This is a genomic window from Roseinatronobacter bogoriensis DSM 18756 (assembly GCF_004366635.1).
Lineage (GTDB): Bacteria > Pseudomonadota > Alphaproteobacteria > Rhodobacterales > Rhodobacteraceae > Roseinatronobacter > Roseinatronobacter bogoriensis.
This window is the reverse complement of sequence record NZ_SORN01000018.1, coordinates 16,961-33,707: the sequence shown is the minus strand read 5'-3', so window position 1 is coordinate 33,707 and position 16,747 is coordinate 16,961. Positions and strand designations below refer to the sequence as shown.

General features: G+C 61.9%; 16 protein-coding genes and 1 pseudogene. 3 read left to right on the top strand and 14 right to left on the bottom strand.

Annotation, left to right across the window (positions count from 1 at the left end; all coding sequences use genetic code 11):
• Both EV660_RS18380 and EV660_RS18375 read left to right on the top strand, forming a co-directional pair.
• On the top strand, nt 1-369 hold a 369-nt coding region (locus tag EV660_RS18380), incomplete at its 5' end, for a hypothetical protein (protein WP_134014127.1).
• Nucleotides 370-407: 38 nt separating this feature from the next.
• Nucleotides 408-980, top strand: a complete 573-nt coding sequence (locus tag EV660_RS18375) for a DUF3489 domain-containing protein (protein ID WP_071479595.1) — start codon at nt 408-410, stop codon at nt 978-980.
• Between the two features lie 66 nt (nt 981-1,046).
• Here the strand turns inward: EV660_RS18375 and EV660_RS18370 are convergent, their stop codons facing one another.
• The 13 genes and pseudogenes from EV660_RS18370 to EV660_RS18315 form a co-directional block, all read right to left on the bottom strand.
• Nucleotides 1,047-1,487 carry a c-type cytochrome gene (locus EV660_RS18370; RefSeq protein WP_071479596.1) on the bottom strand — a complete coding sequence of 147 codons (441 nt, stop codon included), beginning with the start codon at nt 1,485-1,487 and terminating at the stop codon, nt 1,047-1,049.
• Nucleotides 1,484-1,882 carry a hypothetical protein gene (locus tag EV660_RS18365; protein ID WP_071481866.1) on the bottom strand — a complete coding sequence of 133 codons (399 nt, stop codon included), beginning with the start codon at nt 1,880-1,882 and terminating at the stop codon, nt 1,484-1,486. Before EV660_RS18365 ends, EV660_RS18370 begins: the two co-directional genes overlap by 4 nt.
• A 59-nt stretch (nt 1,883-1,941) precedes the next feature.
• Entirely contained in the window at nt 1,942-2,157 is a 216-nt protein-coding gene (locus EV660_RS18360; protein ID WP_071479597.1) for a DUF7220 family protein, read from the bottom strand.
• Nucleotides 2,154-3,530: a site-specific DNA-methyltransferase gene (locus tag EV660_RS18355; RefSeq protein WP_071479598.1), complete on the bottom strand. Its 1,377-nt coding sequence runs from the start codon at nt 3,528-3,530 to the stop codon at nt 2,154-2,156. Before EV660_RS18355 ends, EV660_RS18360 begins: the two co-directional genes overlap by 4 nt.
• Nucleotides 3,527-4,789, bottom strand: coding sequence for a site-specific DNA-methyltransferase (locus EV660_RS18350; protein WP_071479599.1), 1,263 nt, complete (start codon nt 4,787-4,789; stop codon nt 3,527-3,529). Before EV660_RS18350 ends, EV660_RS18355 begins: the two co-directional genes overlap by 4 nt.
• A 584-nt stretch (nt 4,790-5,373) precedes the next feature.
• A complete protein-coding gene (locus tag EV660_RS18345) occupies nt 5,374-10,047 on the bottom strand; it encodes a hypothetical protein (protein WP_071479601.1) in 4,674 nt (1,557 codons plus the stop codon).
• A 207-nt stretch (nt 10,048-10,254) separates the two neighbouring features.
• Complete coding sequence (locus EV660_RS18340; protein ID WP_071479602.1) at nt 10,255-10,914, bottom strand: hypothetical protein; 660 nt, start codon at nt 10,912-10,914, stop codon at nt 10,255-10,257.
• The gene (locus EV660_RS18990; protein ID WP_071479603.1) at nt 10,911-11,564 is read right to left on the bottom strand and encodes a DNA methyltransferase; all 654 of its coding nucleotides are present in this window, start codon (nt 11,562-11,564) and stop codon (nt 10,911-10,913) included. The genes EV660_RS18340 and EV660_RS18990 overlap by 4 nt, the downstream gene beginning before the upstream one ends.
• Before the next feature lie 55 nt (nt 11,565-11,619).
• Nucleotides 11,620-12,009: pseudogene (locus EV660_RS19155) on the bottom strand (DNA cytosine methyltransferase); the annotation flags it as partial.
• A 71-nt stretch (nt 12,010-12,080) separates the two neighbouring features.
• Nucleotides 12,081-13,118 carry a helix-turn-helix domain-containing protein gene (locus tag EV660_RS18330; RefSeq protein ID WP_071479604.1) on the bottom strand — a complete coding sequence of 346 codons (1,038 nt, stop codon included), beginning with the start codon at nt 13,116-13,118 and terminating at the stop codon, nt 12,081-12,083.
• A complete protein-coding gene (locus tag EV660_RS18325) occupies nt 13,115-13,510 on the bottom strand; it encodes a VRR-NUC domain-containing protein (protein WP_071479605.1) in 396 nt (131 codons plus the stop codon). The genes EV660_RS18330 and EV660_RS18325 overlap by 4 nt, the downstream gene beginning before the upstream one ends.
• Nucleotides 13,507-13,776 carry a hypothetical protein gene (locus EV660_RS18320; protein ID WP_071479606.1) on the bottom strand — a complete coding sequence of 90 codons (270 nt, stop codon included), beginning with the start codon at nt 13,774-13,776 and terminating at the stop codon, nt 13,507-13,509. Before EV660_RS18320 ends, EV660_RS18325 begins: the two co-directional genes overlap by 4 nt.
• Nucleotides 13,773-14,042, bottom strand: coding sequence for a helix-turn-helix transcriptional regulator (locus tag EV660_RS18315; protein WP_071479607.1), 270 nt, complete (start codon nt 14,040-14,042; stop codon nt 13,773-13,775). Before EV660_RS18315 ends, EV660_RS18320 begins: the two co-directional genes overlap by 4 nt.
• 602 nt (nt 14,043-14,644) lie before the next feature.
• Here EV660_RS18315 and EV660_RS18310 point away from each other — a divergent pair.
• Nucleotides 14,645-15,898: a tyrosine-type recombinase/integrase gene (locus EV660_RS18310; RefSeq protein ID WP_071479608.1), complete on the top strand. Its 1,254-nt coding sequence runs from the start codon at nt 14,645-14,647 to the stop codon at nt 15,896-15,898.
• A gap of 14 nt (nt 15,899-15,912) precedes the next feature.
• On the opposite strand, the gene EV660_RS18305 is transcribed toward EV660_RS18310, so the two are convergent.
• Complete coding sequence (locus EV660_RS18305; protein ID WP_071479609.1) at nt 15,913-16,509, bottom strand: hypothetical protein; 597 nt, start codon at nt 16,507-16,509, stop codon at nt 15,913-15,915.
• Nucleotides 16,510-16,747 lie beyond the last annotated feature (238 nt).

Below are 16,747 nucleotides of genomic sequence, written 5' to 3'. Positions count from 1 at the left end.
CCCGACCACGGGTTCTTCGGCACCCTGACGACTTGCCCCGAGCGCGACCGGCGCAGCGTGGAGGTCTGGGTGCTGGCCGCGACCCTGATCGCCAAGGCGGTCCGCGCCACCACCGAGGAAGACATGATCGGCATCCGCGACTTTCTGGACAGCCGGATGGGCCGCCATTTCGCCGATGATGTCGTGGGCAACATGGTCGGCTGCAAGATCGACAGCGAGACCGCAATCAAATCCGCGATCCGCCGCTGGCAGGACTGGCGCATCTCGCGCCAGACTGAGCGCGACGAGGGCATCCCCGAGGGCCTGCCATATCTGACCGGCTGGGTTCAGCATTTCGCCATCGCCGCAAGCATGGCCGAGAGCGACTGACCCAGACCCCTTTTCCCCGATCACGACAGGAGGCGAGAATGCCCAAACTGACAGACACCCAGACCATCATCCTCAGCCGCGCGGCCACCCGCCCCGGCAATCTGGCCATGCCGCTGCCCGAGGGGCTGCATGGCGCAGCGGCCAAGATGGCGGTCAACCGCATGATCACCAATGGCTGGGTTGAGGAGGTCGATGCCGACCTGCGCAAGGGCGAGCCCCTCTGGCGCGAAACCGGCGATGGTCATGGCACGACGCTGATCGCCACCGAAGCCGGGCTGGCCGCCATCGGGATCGAGCCGGTCGCGGCCAGCGCCGTCGCCAGCGCGCGCAAAAGAAAGCCGCAGATGGCTGCAGAACCGGCCCCGACCGCCGGCGATGCCGATGCGCGCAAGCCCGTCACCATCCGCGCTGGCACCAAGCAGGCGCAGATTATCGCGCTGCTGCAGCGGCCCGAGGGCGCCTCCATCGCCGAGATCGTCGAAGCAACGGCATGGCAAGCACACACTGCAAGGGGTGCCATTTCCGGGGCGCTGAAGAAGAAGCTGGGTCTGCCGATCACCGCCGAGAAGGTCGAGGGCAGGGGGACGGTCTATCGCCTTGAAAATGCGTAACGCCGGAGCTCTCGAACGTATGACAGCACCGACGGATTGCCTTGAGCCTGTTCTGCAGGCCGCTCGTTATTGCTGTCCAGTTTCCGCTTCCATGGCGGTTCTTTCCGCCTGAATCTCACGAATGCGCTCAGGCCAGCTTGCGCGGATAAAATCCAGAATGGCCTCGATTTCAGCGTCGGTCAGGATGCCATCGAAGGCAGGCATGGCCGATGTGAACCGCACCCCGAGATCATCCAGCACCTGCTGACCCCCGAGCTTGACATAATCAAACAGGAACTGGTCTCCATGGTGCCATGTGTGCCCGGTTTCGTCATGGGGCGGCGCAGGCAGCAAGCCGTCCGGACCCGGCCGCCGCCAGTCCGGCGCGCCTTCCAGATCAGCGCCATGGCAGGCGGCGCAATGGGTCGCATAGAGCGCCGCGCCATCGGGGGCGTCTGCCTGCGCGGTGGTTACGGTGAGAACTGCAAGTGCGGCAAGGATGGGGTTGAGGCTCTGTTTCACATTCATGCCTGATCCGTCTCTGTTTCGTCGACATCAACCCGATCCGCGACCTCGGGCGAGATCAGCCCGGCATGATAAGCCAGCAGGATCAGTTTCGCGTCCAGTGTGTCGCCTTCGTCCATTGCGGCCTCCACACGCTGATCCGCACACCCGGCTTCCTCGGAGCTGTTGCTGTCAGCGAACTGCTCATGCCCGAGCATGCAATAGGCCAGCAGCTGCGCGGCATCCGCGAAAGCGGTCTCCTGCGCTTGCGCGGCTGCATGCCTCTTCGTCAGCTGGATCACGGTCAGTTTGACAGGTTCCGGCATGAGCAGAGGATGCAGGCCCGCAGCCCGGAGCGCATCATCAAGTGCGCGCATTGTGGTCGAGCGACCGAGGAACATGTCGAAAAAGCGTATCATAAACACGCCAATATCAGGTCTCGCGCGAGGCGACATCTGCATTCTGACCCGTCGCCACATCACAAATGCGTCCAGCTTTCGAACAGCCTGCGCAGGGCGTAGCCACGGATCAGCGAGATCGCGGTGAAGATCCCGCCCAGCGCCAGGTTCTCACCGAGGCTCGGGTTCAGGCCGAACCATGGGAACACCATGATCTGCGTGACGACTGCCAGCGCGTAGCCCACGACGACATTGGTGATGGCCTCGAGCAGCGACATGCGGCGTGACTGCGTCATGTCCGCTTCCGCGACCGGCGCGCGGGCTTCTGCGCTTCCTCCTCCTTGACGATGCGGCTGGCCATCCGTCCCGTCGCCATCTCCCATCGCCGCACCGCGACGTCGCAATAGACGGGATCCAGTTCCACTGCGAAACAGCGCCGCCCGGTGCGTTCCGCTGCGATCAGCTGGGTACCTGAGCCGCAGAAGGGCTCGAACACCAGGTCGCCCGCATCGGTGAAGGCCTCCAGCACCGCGTCGACCAGCGCCACCGGGAACACGGCCGGGTGCGATCCGGCAGCACCCAAGCCCCCTTTGTGGCGCATGATCCTGAAAACGCTGTCCGGGATGCGATGGCTTTGGATCGTGTTGCCGGTGCCGGTCTTGCGATGCACAGTGCCGTCGGCCCCTCGCAGCCCGCCGCCGCCGAGGGTCTCGCCCGCGTGCTTGCTTTCAACCGTCTTGTTTGGCTTCCGCGGCTGGCGGTTGAAATGGAAGATGAACTCGTGCGACGGCGCCAGCCGCCCGTTCCAGTCACCGGGCAGGCCGGGCCCCTGGTCCCAGACATACCAGCCGAAGCGCCGCCAGCCAGAGGCGCGCATCCAGTCGAGCCAGCCTTCCCAATACGGGATCCATTCGCCATCGCGGTGGACGAGGCCGAGATTGACCAGCTTCTGTGCATCGGGGGTGACCGGCGCAGCTGCAAAGACGCCTTGCATCAGCGCATCCCAATCGCCCACCTTCTCCTTCGCCGCGCCATAATCGCGCTGCTGTGCATAGGGGGGCGAGGTGAACATCAGCGACGCCTGCGCGCCGTCCATCAGTCGCGCCACGACAGCCGGGTCCGTCGCATCGCCGCAGATCAGGCGATGATTCCCGAGCTGCCAGATGTCGCCCGGTCGCGTGATCGGTTCCGCCGGGGGCTCGGGGATGGTGTCAGCGGTGTCGTCGTCGATGGGCGCTCGGTCGTCGTCAGCATCGTGGAGTAGCGCGTCCAGTTCATCCTCGGGGATGCCGATCAGCCCGAGGTCGAACTCCTCGTTCAACAACCCGCGCAGTTCCTCGACGAGCAGGGCGTCATCCCAGCCGCCCATCTCCGTCAACTTGTTGTCTGCAATGCGATAGGCGCGGCGCTGTGCCTCGGTCAGATGGTCCAGCACGATGACGGGCGCCTCGGCCAGCCCGAGCTGTGCGGCAGCCAGGACGCGTCCATGGCCTGCGATCAGCTCGCCGTCGGCGGCGACAAGGCAGGGGACAGTCCAGCCGAACTCGGCCATGCTGGCAGCGATCTTCGCCACCTGATGCGCATCATGGGTCTTGGCATTGCGCGCATAGGGTTTGAGGCGATCCAGAGGCCAGAACGCCATCTGGCTCGGGCGAACACGCATCGTCATGCAGCTTGCCGCTTGGTCTTGAGATCGGCGAAACTCTCCCCGGTATCCGCCAACACAGCCTCCTCGCCGGTGAAGGCCTGCCAACGCTCGATCGCCACATCGACATAGGCCGGGTTCAGCTCGACCCCGAGGCAGACACGGCCGGTGGTTTCGGCAGCGATCAGCGTGGTGCCGGATCCCATGAACGGTTCATAGACCGCCTGACCGGGGCTCGAGTTGTTCAGGATCGGCCGGCGCATGCATTCCACCGGCTTCTGCGTGCCATGCACGGTATCGGCGTCCTGATCCCGGCTGGCGATCTGCCAAAGCGTTGTCTGTTTGCGGTCTCCGGCCCAGTGGCCCTTGCCCTTCGCCCGCACCGCGTACCAGCAGGGCTCGTGCTGCCAGTGATAGTCGCCGCGGCTGAGCACCAGCCGGTCCTTGGCCCAGATGATCTGTGACCGGATGGCAAAGCCAGCGGCAGTCAGGCTGTCGGCCACGGTCGCCGCGTGCAGCGCGCCGTGCCAGACATATGCGACGTCACCGGGGAATAGCGACCATGCCTCGCGCCAGTCGGCGCGGTCATCATTCAGTACCTTGCCGGTGCGCTTTGTCTTGGCCGCGCCAGCCTGATTGCGCCATGAAGGGTCATACTCCACGCCATAAGGCGGGTCGGTGACCATCAGCAGGGGGCGCACATCGCCGAGCAATTTCCCGACCACATCAGCAGATGTGCTGTCGCCGCAGACTAGCTTGTGCGACCCCAGCTGCCAGAGGTCTCCCGGGACAGAGACCGGCGTGACCGGCAGGTCTGGCACATCGTCCTCGCCCTCGACCGGGCCATCACCGCCCAGCGCCTCAGGATCCCGCAGCAGCGCGTCCAGATCGTCATCGCTGATACCCAAGAGCGACAGATCGAAATCCTCGGCCAGCAGCCCCGCGATCTCGTCGCGCAACATCGCCTCGTCCCAGTCGCCAAGCTCGGTCAATTTATTGTCGGCGATGCGGTAGGCGCGGCGCTCGGCCTCATCGAGATGGCTGAGCCGGATTACCGGCACCTCGGTCAGTCCGAGCATGGTCGCGGCCAGCACCCGGCCATGGCCTGCGATCAGCTCGCCATCGTCGGCCACCATGCATGGCACGGTCCAGCCGAACTTGGCCATGCTGGCGGCGATCTTCGCTACCTGGTCATCGCCGTGCATCTTGGCATTGCGAGCGTACGGGCGCAGCCGGGCAATCGGCCAGGTTTCGATATGGCTCGGCGCGAAGACCAGGTCCATGGGGCGGGGCTCGGATATGGGGAGGGAAAATGAAAAACGCCCGTGAGGGATATCCTCCGGGCGCAACTCTTCGATGATCAAGGGATAGGTCAAGGGGGCTAGAAAAGTCAAACCATTTTTCGGCCTGGAATCAATGCCTTCCGGCAAGGCGCGGTGCCGGTGGCTTCCCGAGGTGGCTTTGTTGGCCACTGGATTCCGCAGGGTGGATTCCCTGGCTTCCAGAAGGAATCCACCTTGGCCGGCGGCGTGGTCGCATAAGTGTTTGATACTGAGTCGGAATTTTCGGCATGGCCAGCGGGGTGGCTTCCAGGTGGATTCCCCGGTGATAAGGCCAGACGCTGGAAAACTTGCGCGCTCAGCCCCCCCGTATACGGATCGCGCCTAGGAGGAACCATGCGAAGGGGGGAGGAAAACCCGCGATTTGCAGACATTTAACATTCATGAATTCGGCGAGGCAGTTTTGGCAAATGGTATCGTTCGACATGGCCGCAGCAGAAATGAACGATATCGCGTCGGCTAGTAATTGAGCTGTGAAGTGAATTTGTTCTGACTGTAACCTGACCCCGCAGCGCATCCAAGTCTGTTTAATCGAGCACCAAGTATACTTCGCCGGGAACTTTATCACCACAAAGTGTCTTTTCCCGCTTTGCCTTCCAAGCCTTCGCTCGATTTTCCAACCGGCTTCTAATACTCGGCTCGAACCTTGGCATTGCCGTGCCCGTCCGCGAGAATCCTCCACCCCAGAGACCAACACGCGCATCGACGATCTTCAGGAATAATGCGCTGTACGCCCAGAATTCCTCGCCGGAGTCGGTGGCGCACATCTTTTCAAACCAATGCCGCGCCCAGCGGTTGCGATCATATGCGAAGCGAGCTGATTTGACTGCACGACCGGTCAGTCCGCTCGCATCCTTATACTTATTGAGGAGTTCCTCGGAAACGGGAGACTCCAACCCGAAGCCGACCACAATGAGCGCACGCGCATTGTCAGCAGGCTGAAGACTCTCGAGATTCTTGCGCACATATCTTTTGAGGAACTCGTCCTTGCCCGCCATGAGAGCCGCCAGCACTTCTTGCGCCAACAGGTGGTCATTTGCCGCGCAGTCTAGGCGCTGCGTCCGCAGATCATCCAGCGGGCCACCGTCCGAGCTTTTCCAAAGACACATGGCCTCAAGTGATACCCCTGACAGACCGAAAACTAGGCTTACGATAGCCCGCCCATCTGCAAGGCGATCAAACAATTTGCGAGCAAGCGTTGGGTCGTAGTGGGAAACCGACTTCGCGAGCATCAATGCAAAATTCCGAACATGCATCAACTTGTGATCATCCAGAATAAGAAGCTCTTGGACTAAGCCTGTGCAATGATCTAGCGATGCGGAAACGCAAACATCAACGCCTCTAAAACCCACATCATCTACGATGATTCGCGCGTCATATTTTGTAAGCGCCGTTTCAAACCGATTAAATGCGTCCCATCCTTGGCGTTGGCGCACTTCGAAGTCTTCCGGTGTATCGGACATACGCCTGAAGAACGCCTTGGAACCCACAACTTCATCTGGCTCCGCCAAAGACAGGAGCGGCGGATTCGTGCGGTCGGCTGCCTCGATGGCCTGTTCGACAGCCGGGGGCGAAAACGGGAGTTCAACATTAAGCGCGGTTCTAACGGCTGCAGTTAGTCGCGCTGCGATTGTCGCGTGGCAACCCGCTCCGAGCACGTCTGCTGTCACGCTATACAGACAAGGGGTGGTCCTTTCCAACGCTTCACTGAAGCTGATTATTTCTTGCTCAGCGGCCAAGATGATAACGTGAGAGCCATGCCAAATCTCAAAGTAGTTCTCGCGTGGATCGAGCAAAGCCGCGCTCCACCCTGTGGTCACAATACCTTCGATAAGCTCGAAGTTTTTCAAATGCGCGATAATGTCCATAGCTTCGGCGCGTACGGCCGAACGCTCATGCTCCGCGAATTGGCCGACTAGTATCCGGCTGCGCTCGGTCATATCCGTGCCTGAATGCCGAGCGAACAGCAACGCGGCAAGCGCCCGATTACATTCTCCAGATTGCATGGCTCTTTCCAGCGCGTATTCCAGCTTCTCGGGCGCCGCTGGTTTGAGTACCTTTGCCAGCTTGAGCAACGGCGGGCCGTGAGACGGCAAGCCGACCAGAATATCGAGCTGAGAATCGCCATTCATATGAGGGAACGCGATCTGGATCGCGTATTGTGATGTGATCCAGTTGTCGCGGGCGTCTCTCGATTCCGTCTTGCGCGGCGAGCTAAGCGTATTCGCGACCTCGACGAGCTTGCAGACTGTCTCGGAATCCAGCATCGCGCAGTGCTGCTCGAGCGAGGTGACGCCCAAGACAAGCTCCGAAGCGTCACGTGCGACAATGGACCGTGCGATTTTGCGATGAGTCTCGATCGCCAAGTCCGGCGCGAACCGGGCCAGACCCGGAAGCGCGTCTCTCACAAAATGATCGTCCTCGCCCATCCAAAGGTGGCGCGACACTTCATCGACCTTGATCTTCGCATATCGCTCGGCCGTCGCAGCAATATTGTGCGGCTTCGTCGATGTAGGATCACAGGGGTCTGTGGCGCAGTATTTTTCGACGAGCCGCCAGCCGCCGAATTTCTCCCGGTCCTTGGTAAGCTCCTCGACAAGTTGATCCTCGCGTTTGGCGTCCTCGACCGTACTCATGCCACGCAACACTGCCACCAGCGCCCATTTGCCGGTGCGTGACGCGCCATTCCGCACGAGAAAATCAGACGCCTCAAGGAGTCGCTGCCGCGTCTCCAGCCAATCTCGGCGGTTGAACCGGATCAGGGCCAGATACTCTTCATACGGCGCCCGGAAACTTGCATTGAGGGCGAGCGAAAAGCTGCACGCGACAAGTTGCTCAGCAAAGCCTGCCAGCGGCATCCCGGCGAGCATCTCGAAGGCATCTTCAAAAAGTAGCGATGGGTCGTAGTCCTTGCGCTCAAGCATGTTCTTTTCGAGAAATTTGCGCTCCGCACCAGACAGTTCTGAAATTTTTTGCAGAAGAGCCTGCGCCTTCTCCTCCGTACTCTTTGCGATCCTATCGGCGCTATCTTGGCCTGGGGTGCCCATAACCTTGATTTTCGGGTCGAGTGAATATGAGCGCAGCCAGTCGGATACATGCGTGCTGATGACTGACCAGCATTCCGAATTGTGCCGGCATGCGCGCAAAGCCGCCGAGAGCCAGTCCTTGTTGGCTGCATAGCGGGACGTCGCCGAGATGTCGAAGAGCGCCCACATCGCTGCATCCGTCGCATTGCGCGCAATGGCGACGAAAGCCGGGTAATTCTGCGCGTCTATGTTTTGGAGGCGCAGAAAGCCGCAGATCAATGCGCGCCTGATTGCAAGCGAACACTGCCCATCAATACTGGAGACCATAGCCCCGGAGAAAACCGCATCGGCGGTCTTGTCGAGGGCGGCGATCGGCTCAATTAGTTCGTCCAACGCATCCGCAACGTCGCGTCCATTACGCTCAGCCTTTTGCAGCGCCTTTATGATCGAGAGGCCCAGCGCTAGCGAAAGCCCGTGATCGGCAAGCGTATATAGGTTGGGATCTTCTGGCAACGGCTGAAAGAAGTGTTCGGCAGTGACTGCGAGAAGCTCCGCGCTTAAAGTGTGCCCAGATTGGCCGTCGTCGCGGTCGAATATCAGTTGGTCTTCACCTTGCTGGCTTTTGACGCGATCCATGATCATCTGGGCGTGTTGCGCCAACCGCTTTGAAAACTTATCTGGCGGTTCCGCTGCACTGCCATCGCGTGCACCAACGCGGATATGCTCGAAAAGCAACCGCTCCACACTCAGCTCGTTGAAGTCAAGGACGTCAAACCTTTCCAGCAGGTCAAAGGCAATCCCGAGCATTCTGGGATTTCGGAGACGTGCGAGCACAGCAGGCTTAATCTTGCTAGCTTTGTAGCCTTTTGTGGCCAGAATCTCCTTCAGGTCTGACTCCGTCCATTCCGGGACGCGCACAGTGACGATCTTGGAATGCACTGCCGAACGGATGCGCTCGTTAAAATAGCCCTCTCGCGCAGTTATAGCTAGAGCGCCGCCCAACTCTTCAACGACCGAGGTGGCGTCATCAAGCCAGCGCGGCCAGTCAAAACCGGGTTGCTGGTTGAGACCGTCCACGCACAAGATGAATCTGGGCGTTTCTTCATTTGCCTGTTCTTTCCACTGCTCCAGTCGCCGTTCCCAGCGCTTGCGGGAGACCTCGCCGTCGCTCGTACCCGTTTGCTGAATTAGCTTTGAGATTAGAAGCGGCGTGAGCAATCCATAGGCTGCAACCGGCCTGAGGTCGTTCGCCGGGATCAAGACAAGTAGGGGCCGGTTGCCAAGCTCAAGCCAGCTTTGCGCGAGCAGCCAAGATTTGCCGCAGCCCTCTCCCCCGACAAGCGCTACGATCTTGCGCGAAGGGGCAACTGTAAGTTGCTGATTAACCTGCTGCACTAGGGTTGAGCGTTGCTGAAGCATAAGTGGTCCGGCCGCATTGGGTGCGAGGGCTTGGCCGAACTTTGCCTTGGCGCGGGACCGGTCCGCGAAGGTGGCTTCGAGCCACCTCGAATTCGCTTTCCTCGCATTCGCTCCTGCAAGCGAGGGTTCCTGAAGTGCCCGAACAATGGGTTCGGCACTTGCATGGAACGCGTCTGATCGGCGGATTGCTTCGAGCGCCGTGTCGGCGTTCTTTACGGTCGCCACATCGCTGACGTGATCTCGCAAGAACGCGCTTGTTTCTCCATTCGCGAAAGCGCATGCGACCGCCAGCGGAGGTACAGCGGATGCGCTTGGCCAGTCGAGCACAAATATGCTGATACCATTCTTGGCGGCTGCGGATTGCATTGGCTCGAGCAATTGAGTGCTTGCTTCGACTGTTGCTCCAAGAACCCACACATCAGGCGGAGCGCTGCTGCCGATCAGCCGCGTAATCTTGGTCAAGACCTCGTTGTCGTTGATCTTTGTGGTGTAGAGCTTGCCCTCGAAGGAGATGTGATTGCTCGCTGTGGCAGACGTTGCTCCGTCTTTCCCGTTCTGTAGGCCGGACTTGGCCAGACGAAAATCTTGGCCGCTGATCTTGCCCAATATGGTGGCAAGCAACCCCTCGAACCCCTCCGGTCCAGTGGGTTTAAGCGCGAGAAGCGCTGTGCGTAAATCGTCCAGCGACGCAGACAGCGCGGTGGCGGTACTCCCCTTGCTGTCTTGGGAAACCGATTCGTCTTGCGCACCGTTCAAAGGCTCACCCCCCTCGCAGCATAATTGCCTGACCTTGGCATCTGGTTGGTGAGGCTGACGATGAAGCGTTCTGAGTGTGAAGTCTAGGGATTGCAGATGCACTCAATGGCATGAGACGGTTGAGTGTCTTGAGCCTAGGTGCGCCATGAAGTCACTATGGTACGTGCAGATCATTCGTAGATCACTATCTGTCCAAATCGCCTACGCTCACCGCGGCTCCCATGGCCTCTTCCTTGGCAGCATGTCTGTCAGCTCGACCTCGCGCAGCATCCCACCTGCGATCAGCCCATCCCGCACCCAGCCCAGCGCCTGCCACCAATCCTCATAGGCTTGCCGCGCGCTGTTGATCTGCCGCTGATCCGGTGAGAACCGAACCGGACAGGCGCGCACTTCGACACTGCGCCATTTGCCCTTGATCAGGACGCGCTCGGTGCCAACGACCTCGCTGGTGGCGCGATCCCCATGCCGGTTACGCTTGATATCGACCGGCACGCAGCGCGGAACGGCACCCGGCATCCAGTCCGGCGTCAAGCCGGCGCGCGCCAGTTCGGCCACGCGGATCGCCATGCGCTTGCCGCCAAGATTGTCGGGCAGGCCTGCGACGGTCGCAGCGATCACCTCCGCATCCTCATGGACATAGCCGCCAATCTTGTGCTGCCCGCCATCGACCTTGCAGCCCAATGCAGCGCGTTGCAGCAGGACATATTCCAGGCCGAAGCCGAAGCCCTCTTCCTCGATATCCGATGGTGGCGGCAGTTCCAGCTGCGCCTTCTCAACCCGAAACGCCCATTCCAACGCCGCCTGCACGCCCAGCGCGCGTTTGACGCGTCCGCCGCCTTTGCGGGTGATCTTGCTGTGGAAACTCATGGCTTCAACCTTTCAAGGAAATCCATCTGCGCAGGGCGCTGGGCCTGATCTGTCGACCGCCAGATCCACGGGCCCGAGGCCATGGGCAGCTGCGAGAGAGCGCCACGCATATGCTGATGCCAGAGGGTGAACTCCGTTGCCGAGCAGGCGCAGAGCGCGTGCCCGATGGGCCAGCCCATCAGCCATCCGACGAAGAGCGGGTTCAGCCGCCGCCGCGACCGACCCTTCAGGATCCGCCGCGAGACGACGCGCCCATGCGAGGCAGTCATCGAAGCCCAGAGCCGGCGCGAGATCGGGGCGTGCGGCGAGGACCCTACGCCATGCATCGTGATCGCCGGGTCCGGGCGGGTGAAGCCCTGTTCTGCCCGGTAATGCAGGATGTCCATGCGGGATTTGCCATCCGCCCGCGTCACACTGGCCTCGCTGCTGCCCTTCCAGTTCTGCGCCGCCGGGGTCGGCCATTGCGCCGCTTGCGCAGGCAGGGGGGGTGTCCCGCCTGATCCATAGCTCTGGCCCGGACCGCCCTTCGCGCCATCCGTGGCCTTCGGCGTCGACCAGCTGGTGATGCCCAGCGCCAGCGCCTCGGCCTTCCGGGTAAAGTCGCTGTTCCCGGCCGGGTTGTAGCGATCCGTGCCCGGATGCAGGCTCATCGGTGTGGGCCAGGATGAAGATCCGGAGCCGCTGGTGCGGCGCACCGACTTCTGCCGCGCTGAACAGACCCGCCGCAGGCGTGTAGCCCATGCCCCAAAGCTCTCGCAGGACGGTTTCAAGCCCGAGGGTGACGTGCCCGGCGACGTTTTCGAGAAAGATCCATTCGGGGCGGCATTCCCCGATGACGCGGGCGACATCGGGCCAGAGGTGGCGGGGATCATCGGCGCCGCCGCGTTTTCCGGCCGCGCTGAAGGGCTGGCAGGGATATCCGGCGAGGACGATGTCGAAGGCCCCGCAGAAGGGGCGGGCGTCGAAGGTCCGAAGGTCCGTCCAGATCGGCGCAGGTGCGAAATACCCTGCGCGTTGCGCGGCGATGAGGACAGCGCGGGGCCAATCCTCCCATTCGACGAAGCAGCGTGTGTGATATCCGGGCTCGGCGAGCATGAGGCCCATATCGAGGCCACCGCCGCCTGCGCAGAGGGAGAGGCCGTGCCGGGGACGAAACACCATGCCATTCATCGCACCCCGCGCTCGCGCAGCCGCTCGACTGTGACCAGACCCCGTTCCAGCATCGCATCGCGGATGCTGTTGCTGATCGTGTTCGCGGGCAGGAACCGGTTAGAATTGACCAGATCGGCATAGAATGCCGCCTTTTCGTCGGCGCTGGGCATGGGGCCGGGACTGCGGTTTCTTTGCCGGGAATGGCCTGCGCAGTTCGCTGGCCCGTTCTTCGCAATCGGTGCTCCGGTCTGTTTCAGGCGCTGCGAAGCCCTTTGCATGGCGCGGTCGAGCGCCTTGGGGCCATCTGGCGGTTCTGGATGGGTTCGCCGCGATTCCTCAGCAACTTCGATGATTGCAGCCTCGTCGAGCCCCAGATCGTCGCGCCAGCGACGGACATGCTCGCGCGGTGGCCAGCCTTGCCACCAGCCGGGCAGGGCGGTGGGAGCGATGCCCAGCGCCTTGAGCAGCTCCTCGAAAAAATCATCAGAAATGGCTTCGCGCGCTCGCGCGTCCTCCTCCTCCTTTACTGGTTTACTTAGAGGTTCCCTTACAGGGTTAGTGTCCGGATTCCGGACACGGCTTTCGGCATTTTCCGGACACGGGTCAGCCGGAAAATCGGACACGGGTCGGGCCGCACACCCGTGTCCGGAATTCAGACACGGCTCAGCCATATGCGGTGGCTCATAGTCGAAAGGCCCGATATCTGCGACGCCTGCGGCATCATCTGCATGTCCATGTCCGGTTTCCGGACACGGGTCTGGCGCATGCGGTGTGAAGCCCGGTTCAAACCCCAGAATGTAGCGGGTCGGCATCTGGCGTTTGGTGATGGGATGAATGCGCGGCACCCTGCGCAGGAGACCTGCCGCTTCCAGTTGCCCGATATGCTCGTTCAGCGTCGAGCGGCTGATCTCGCAATCATGCGCCAGCCGCTCCTGCGAGGGGAAGCAGCCGTAATCCGGGTTGAACCGGTCGCAGAGATGCCAGAGTACGATCTTCGTCGTCGGTTTCAGCCCGCGCTGCTTGATCGCCCAGTTGGTGGCCTCATGGCTCATGGCACGGGCCTCCGAGCCGGGGCCGCCACGCGGGTGGTGAACCCATGGTCCGCCAGCGCGCCCAGCGCGTCATCGAGGCTGCGCACCAGCACCCAGCCGTGCCCCTGCGCTTGTACCGCGTCGCGAAACGCCTCCTGATCCGGGCTGAGCCTGCCCTTGAGGGATTTCAGCTCCAGAAACAGCACGCGCCCGTCGCAGAGCACCATGAGATCGGCAAAGCCGGGATGGACGCCCATGCCGACGAGGATCGCCTGGCGCTTCGCCCCACGCGGGCCGGGCTCGGTCACCTCATTGGCGCAGTGGTGGATGATGGCCGTACGGGGCAGGGCAAAGCGCAGGGCTTGTACGACCGCGCGCTGCAGATCGGCCTCAGGTGTACCGCGCCGCTTCATGGCCGATCCTCCCGGTCCGATCGATCACGCCCAGCCCGCGTGGGCAATCTTGCGTCCAGCACGACGAGCAGGATCCGTGCATCCTTACGCTCTTCTTCGGTCTCGCCATGCAGGGCGAGCACATTGCAGGCGAGCCGCAGCAAGTGATCGGAGTGGTTCAACACATCGGCCACGACCATGCGCGCCTCGCGCCGCCGCTCCTCTATCCAGTCCTGACGCGCCTGTTCGCGCTGGCGGTGTTTGCGGTAGGGCAGGGGGATGGTCATCGGCGACCTCCCGCACGCCGGGGCGCCGCGTGTCTTACCGTGGCGTTGCGCTCCTGTTCCTGCTCCAGCAGCCAGTTCTGCACTGCATCGCGGCGGTAATAGATTTTGCGCCCGGCGCGCACGCAGGGTGGGCCGAAGCGCAGCTTCTCCCAGCGATGCAGCGTTTCGACGGTCAGGCCGAGTTCGAGTGCAAGATCGAGCCGGCTGATCCAGCCGCTCAGCAGGCGCGGCTTGCTGGGTCTGGTGGTCATTTCAGTATCTGTCATCGGGTCTCTCCTGGTCATCGCCCGGGATGGACGGGGTTCAGGACTTCAGATGCGCAGGGCCGAAAGGGTGGCGGGAAGGCAGTGACCGGCAGTGATGCACTCAAGCCTTGCCGGTCATTGATATTGTTGAGTTTTCCGGGGGATGAGCGCGGCAGTGCCGATCAGGCGCGATGCCGAAGCAGCGGGGTGGACGATGCTGCACAGGGCCTGAGGCGCTGTTGTGTCGCCGATTTACAGGATTTCGCCTGTGTTTCGCGGGCTTTGGCAGGTATCCACACGCATTGGGCCAACCGGCAAGGGGTCCGAAGCCTTGCCGGTCATTGATTTCAAATGAAATTTACAGATTTTTGGGCGGATTTCGATGCTCATTGGGCAAGCGCACGGCATCCTGTAGAGCGGGTGCACGCATTCCGGGCATTGATTCTCTGGCGGGGTGCCGCGCCGTAATCTGTGCGTGGCCCCATTTTCCCAATCAATTCAGGGACCGGCAGCGATCCCGCGCTTCACTGCCGGTCACCGCCTGTGCGCCACCCCACAGCGCATGCTTCGCTTGATATAACTGCGCATCTACGCCTGTGTCATGCGCAGCAGGAGGTGTAACCATGGTCAAGCGATTGCGATTGAACGACAAAACGGTGCGTGAGCAGATCCCCGAAGAGGATCGGGATTACCAGGTGTTCGACACGGAAATCCGCGGGCTTTCCATCCGCGTCATGCGCTCGGGCGAGCGGTCCTTTGTGCTGGATTACCGTTTCGCTGGACGCCAGCGCCGCATGGCCATCGGGCGTTGGCCGGAATGGACCGTCACAGCGGCCCGCGAGCGGGCGCGCGAGCTGCGGCGACAGATCGATGAAGGCTCCGACCCGCTGGATGAGCGCGGCGCGTTGCGCGAGGCGCCCCGGTTCAATGACATGATCGATCGTTATCTTGTCGAACATGCGTCGACACTGGCCCCTTTGAGCGCGTCTGACCATCGTTCGTTCCTGACCAAGCTGGTTGCTCCCCATTGGGGCAACAAGCTGGTGGCAGACATCACCCCGCAGGACGTAACGAAGCTCCTGAACCTCATTGCGCAGGGCAGGGCGCGTCCCTCGAAGGCCACGCCCAACAATCGCGCACGCAAACTGGCAGGGAAGAAGCCCACGCCCGTTCGTGCAAATCGGATCGGCGAGGTGCTGCGTAAGATGTTCAACCTCGCTATCCAGTGGGGCTGGCGCAGTGACAATCCGGCGGCCGGGTTCAAAAAACGCGTCGAGACCGCGCGTGAGCGGTTCCTGTCGCAGGAGGAGATCGGCAGGCTGGCCGAGGTGCTGGACGCGGCTGAAGATCAGCGCGCGGCTGGCATCATCCGGATTTGCATGCTGACAGGTGCCCGCGTGGGAGAGGTGCGCCAGGCGCGGTTTGAGCAGTTCAATCTCGAGCTGGGCATCTGGTCAAAGCCTGCGAGCACCACCAAGCAGCGCAAAATCCATCGAGTGCCAATTTCGGCTGAAGTCGCCGCCATCGTGCGTCAGCGCGGGGTGGTCGTGCCCAAAGGCAACCCCTGGCTGTTCCCCGGCGATGTGCCGGGCCAGCCCGTGAAGGAAATCCGCCGGTTCTGGATGATCGTGCAGCGCGAGGCAAACCTGCCCGATGTACGCATCCATGATCTGCGCCACACATTCGCGTCGCTGCTGGTCAGCCGCGGGGCGTCGCTCGAGATGATCGGCAAGCTGCTGGGTCACAGCCAGATACAGACGACCCTGCGCTATGCGCATCTGATGGACTCGCCCCTGCGCGCCGGGGTGAATGCTGTGGCCGGTCAGTTCCGGCCACGGCCAAAGATCGTGCATGACGCGGATGCCAGGCGCGCCTGACAGGGTCCGGGGCGTCAGGTCTCGCGGCGCAGGGCACGCCAGAACGGGCGCAAGCGGCGGCGGATGGTGCTTTCATCCGGAACCTCGCCGGTCTCGGAGACAGTGGCGAACCATTCCTGCAACTCTGCGATCAGATCCGCCTGCGTTGCAGGCAGGCCGTGTTCATGAATACGCTGGATCATGGCCACATACATACCTTCCCAGTCATAGGGCGAGAGCGCGCCCGCGCCGCCGCCGATGCGGCGCAACAGATCGTACTCGTCCTCAAAGCGCAGAACATCCGGGCCGCTGATCAGCAGATCAGCGATCGACACTTCGACCCCGTCATCCGGCTCGGTCACAAAAAGCCAGTCTTCTCTGGCTTCGGGCTTGATCCGCTGCAGCCGGACCGAACCTGGCCCTGTGCCATCACGTCGGAAGAGGGGCAGCATGTCCATCGGCGAAATGGTGATCAACCCGGCCACTTTCTCGGTCTCGCAGACGGCAAGGGGAATGCCGGTGATAATGTTGAGCTTGCCTTCGGTCGCCCAGCCCGCGATATCGGCGATCATGCAACCCCAGCGCGAGGCTGCTTCGTGTACTGTGAAAAATGCTCTTGGTGGTAATGCCATTCTGACTCCAGTTCTTCCTCAGGATGAGTGCGGCCAGCCGGGATGCGCATGTGGCGGGCCGCGTGACATAGGTGGTGTGAGGAATAACCTTTCTGCAGGCCGGTTCTGATACAGAGACTTGCGGGGTCTGGGGCCAGAGATGCTGCCCGAAAAATGCCCTGCCTGCGTCACAACCTGGAGAAGAATCATCCTCAGGTTGAGTATAGGCGAGGGGCTACGTCATAAACTGTCGAGGATA

Bases quoted from the DNA above. Each gene is read 5' to 3' on its own strand.
- EV660_RS18340 (WP_071479602.1), bottom strand. From the start codon at position 10,914: ATGAGTTTCCACAGCAAGATCACCCGCAAAGGCGGCGGACGCGTCAAA.
- EV660_RS18360 (WP_071479597.1), bottom strand. From the start codon at position 2,157: ATGACGCAGTCACGCCGCATGTCGCTGCTCGAGGCCATCACCAATGTC.
- EV660_RS18370 (WP_071479596.1), bottom strand. From the start codon at position 1,487: ATGAATGTGAAACAGAGCCTCAACCCCATCCTTGCCGCACTTGCAGTT.
- EV660_RS18355 (WP_071479598.1), bottom strand. From the start codon at position 3,530: ATGACGATGCGTGTTCGCCCGAGCCAGATGGCGTTCTGGCCTCTGGAT.
- EV660_RS18375 (WP_071479595.1), top strand. From the start codon at position 408: ATGCCCAAACTGACAGACACCCAGACCATCATCCTCAGCCGCGCGGCC.
- EV660_RS18310 (WP_071479608.1), top strand. From the start codon at position 14,645: ATGGTCAAGCGATTGCGATTGAACGACAAAACGGTGCGTGAGCAGATC.
- EV660_RS18305 (WP_071479609.1), bottom strand. From the start codon at position 16,509: ATGGCATTACCACCAAGAGCATTTTTCACAGTACACGAAGCAGCCTCG.
- EV660_RS18325 (WP_071479605.1), bottom strand. From the start codon at position 13,510: ATGAAGCGGCGCGGTACACCTGAGGCCGATCTGCAGCGCGCGGTCGTA.
- EV660_RS18315 (WP_071479607.1), bottom strand. From the start codon at position 14,042: ATGACAGATACTGAAATGACCACCAGACCCAGCAAGCCGCGCCTGCTG.
- EV660_RS18365 (WP_071481866.1), bottom strand. From the start codon at position 1,882: ATGATACGCTTTTTCGACATGTTCCTCGGTCGCTCGACCACAATGCGC.
- EV660_RS18350 (WP_071479599.1), bottom strand. From the start codon at position 4,789: ATGGACCTGGTCTTCGCGCCGAGCCATATCGAAACCTGGCCGATTGCC.
- EV660_RS18330 (WP_071479604.1), bottom strand. From the start codon at position 13,118: ATGAGCCATGAGGCCACCAACTGGGCGATCAAGCAGCGCGGGCTGAAA.
- EV660_RS18320 (WP_071479606.1), bottom strand. From the start codon at position 13,776: ATGACCATCCCCCTGCCCTACCGCAAACACCGCCAGCGCGAACAGGCG.
- EV660_RS18990 (WP_071479603.1), bottom strand. From the start codon at position 11,564: ATGAGCCTGCATCCGGGCACGGATCGCTACAACCCGGCCGGGAACAGC.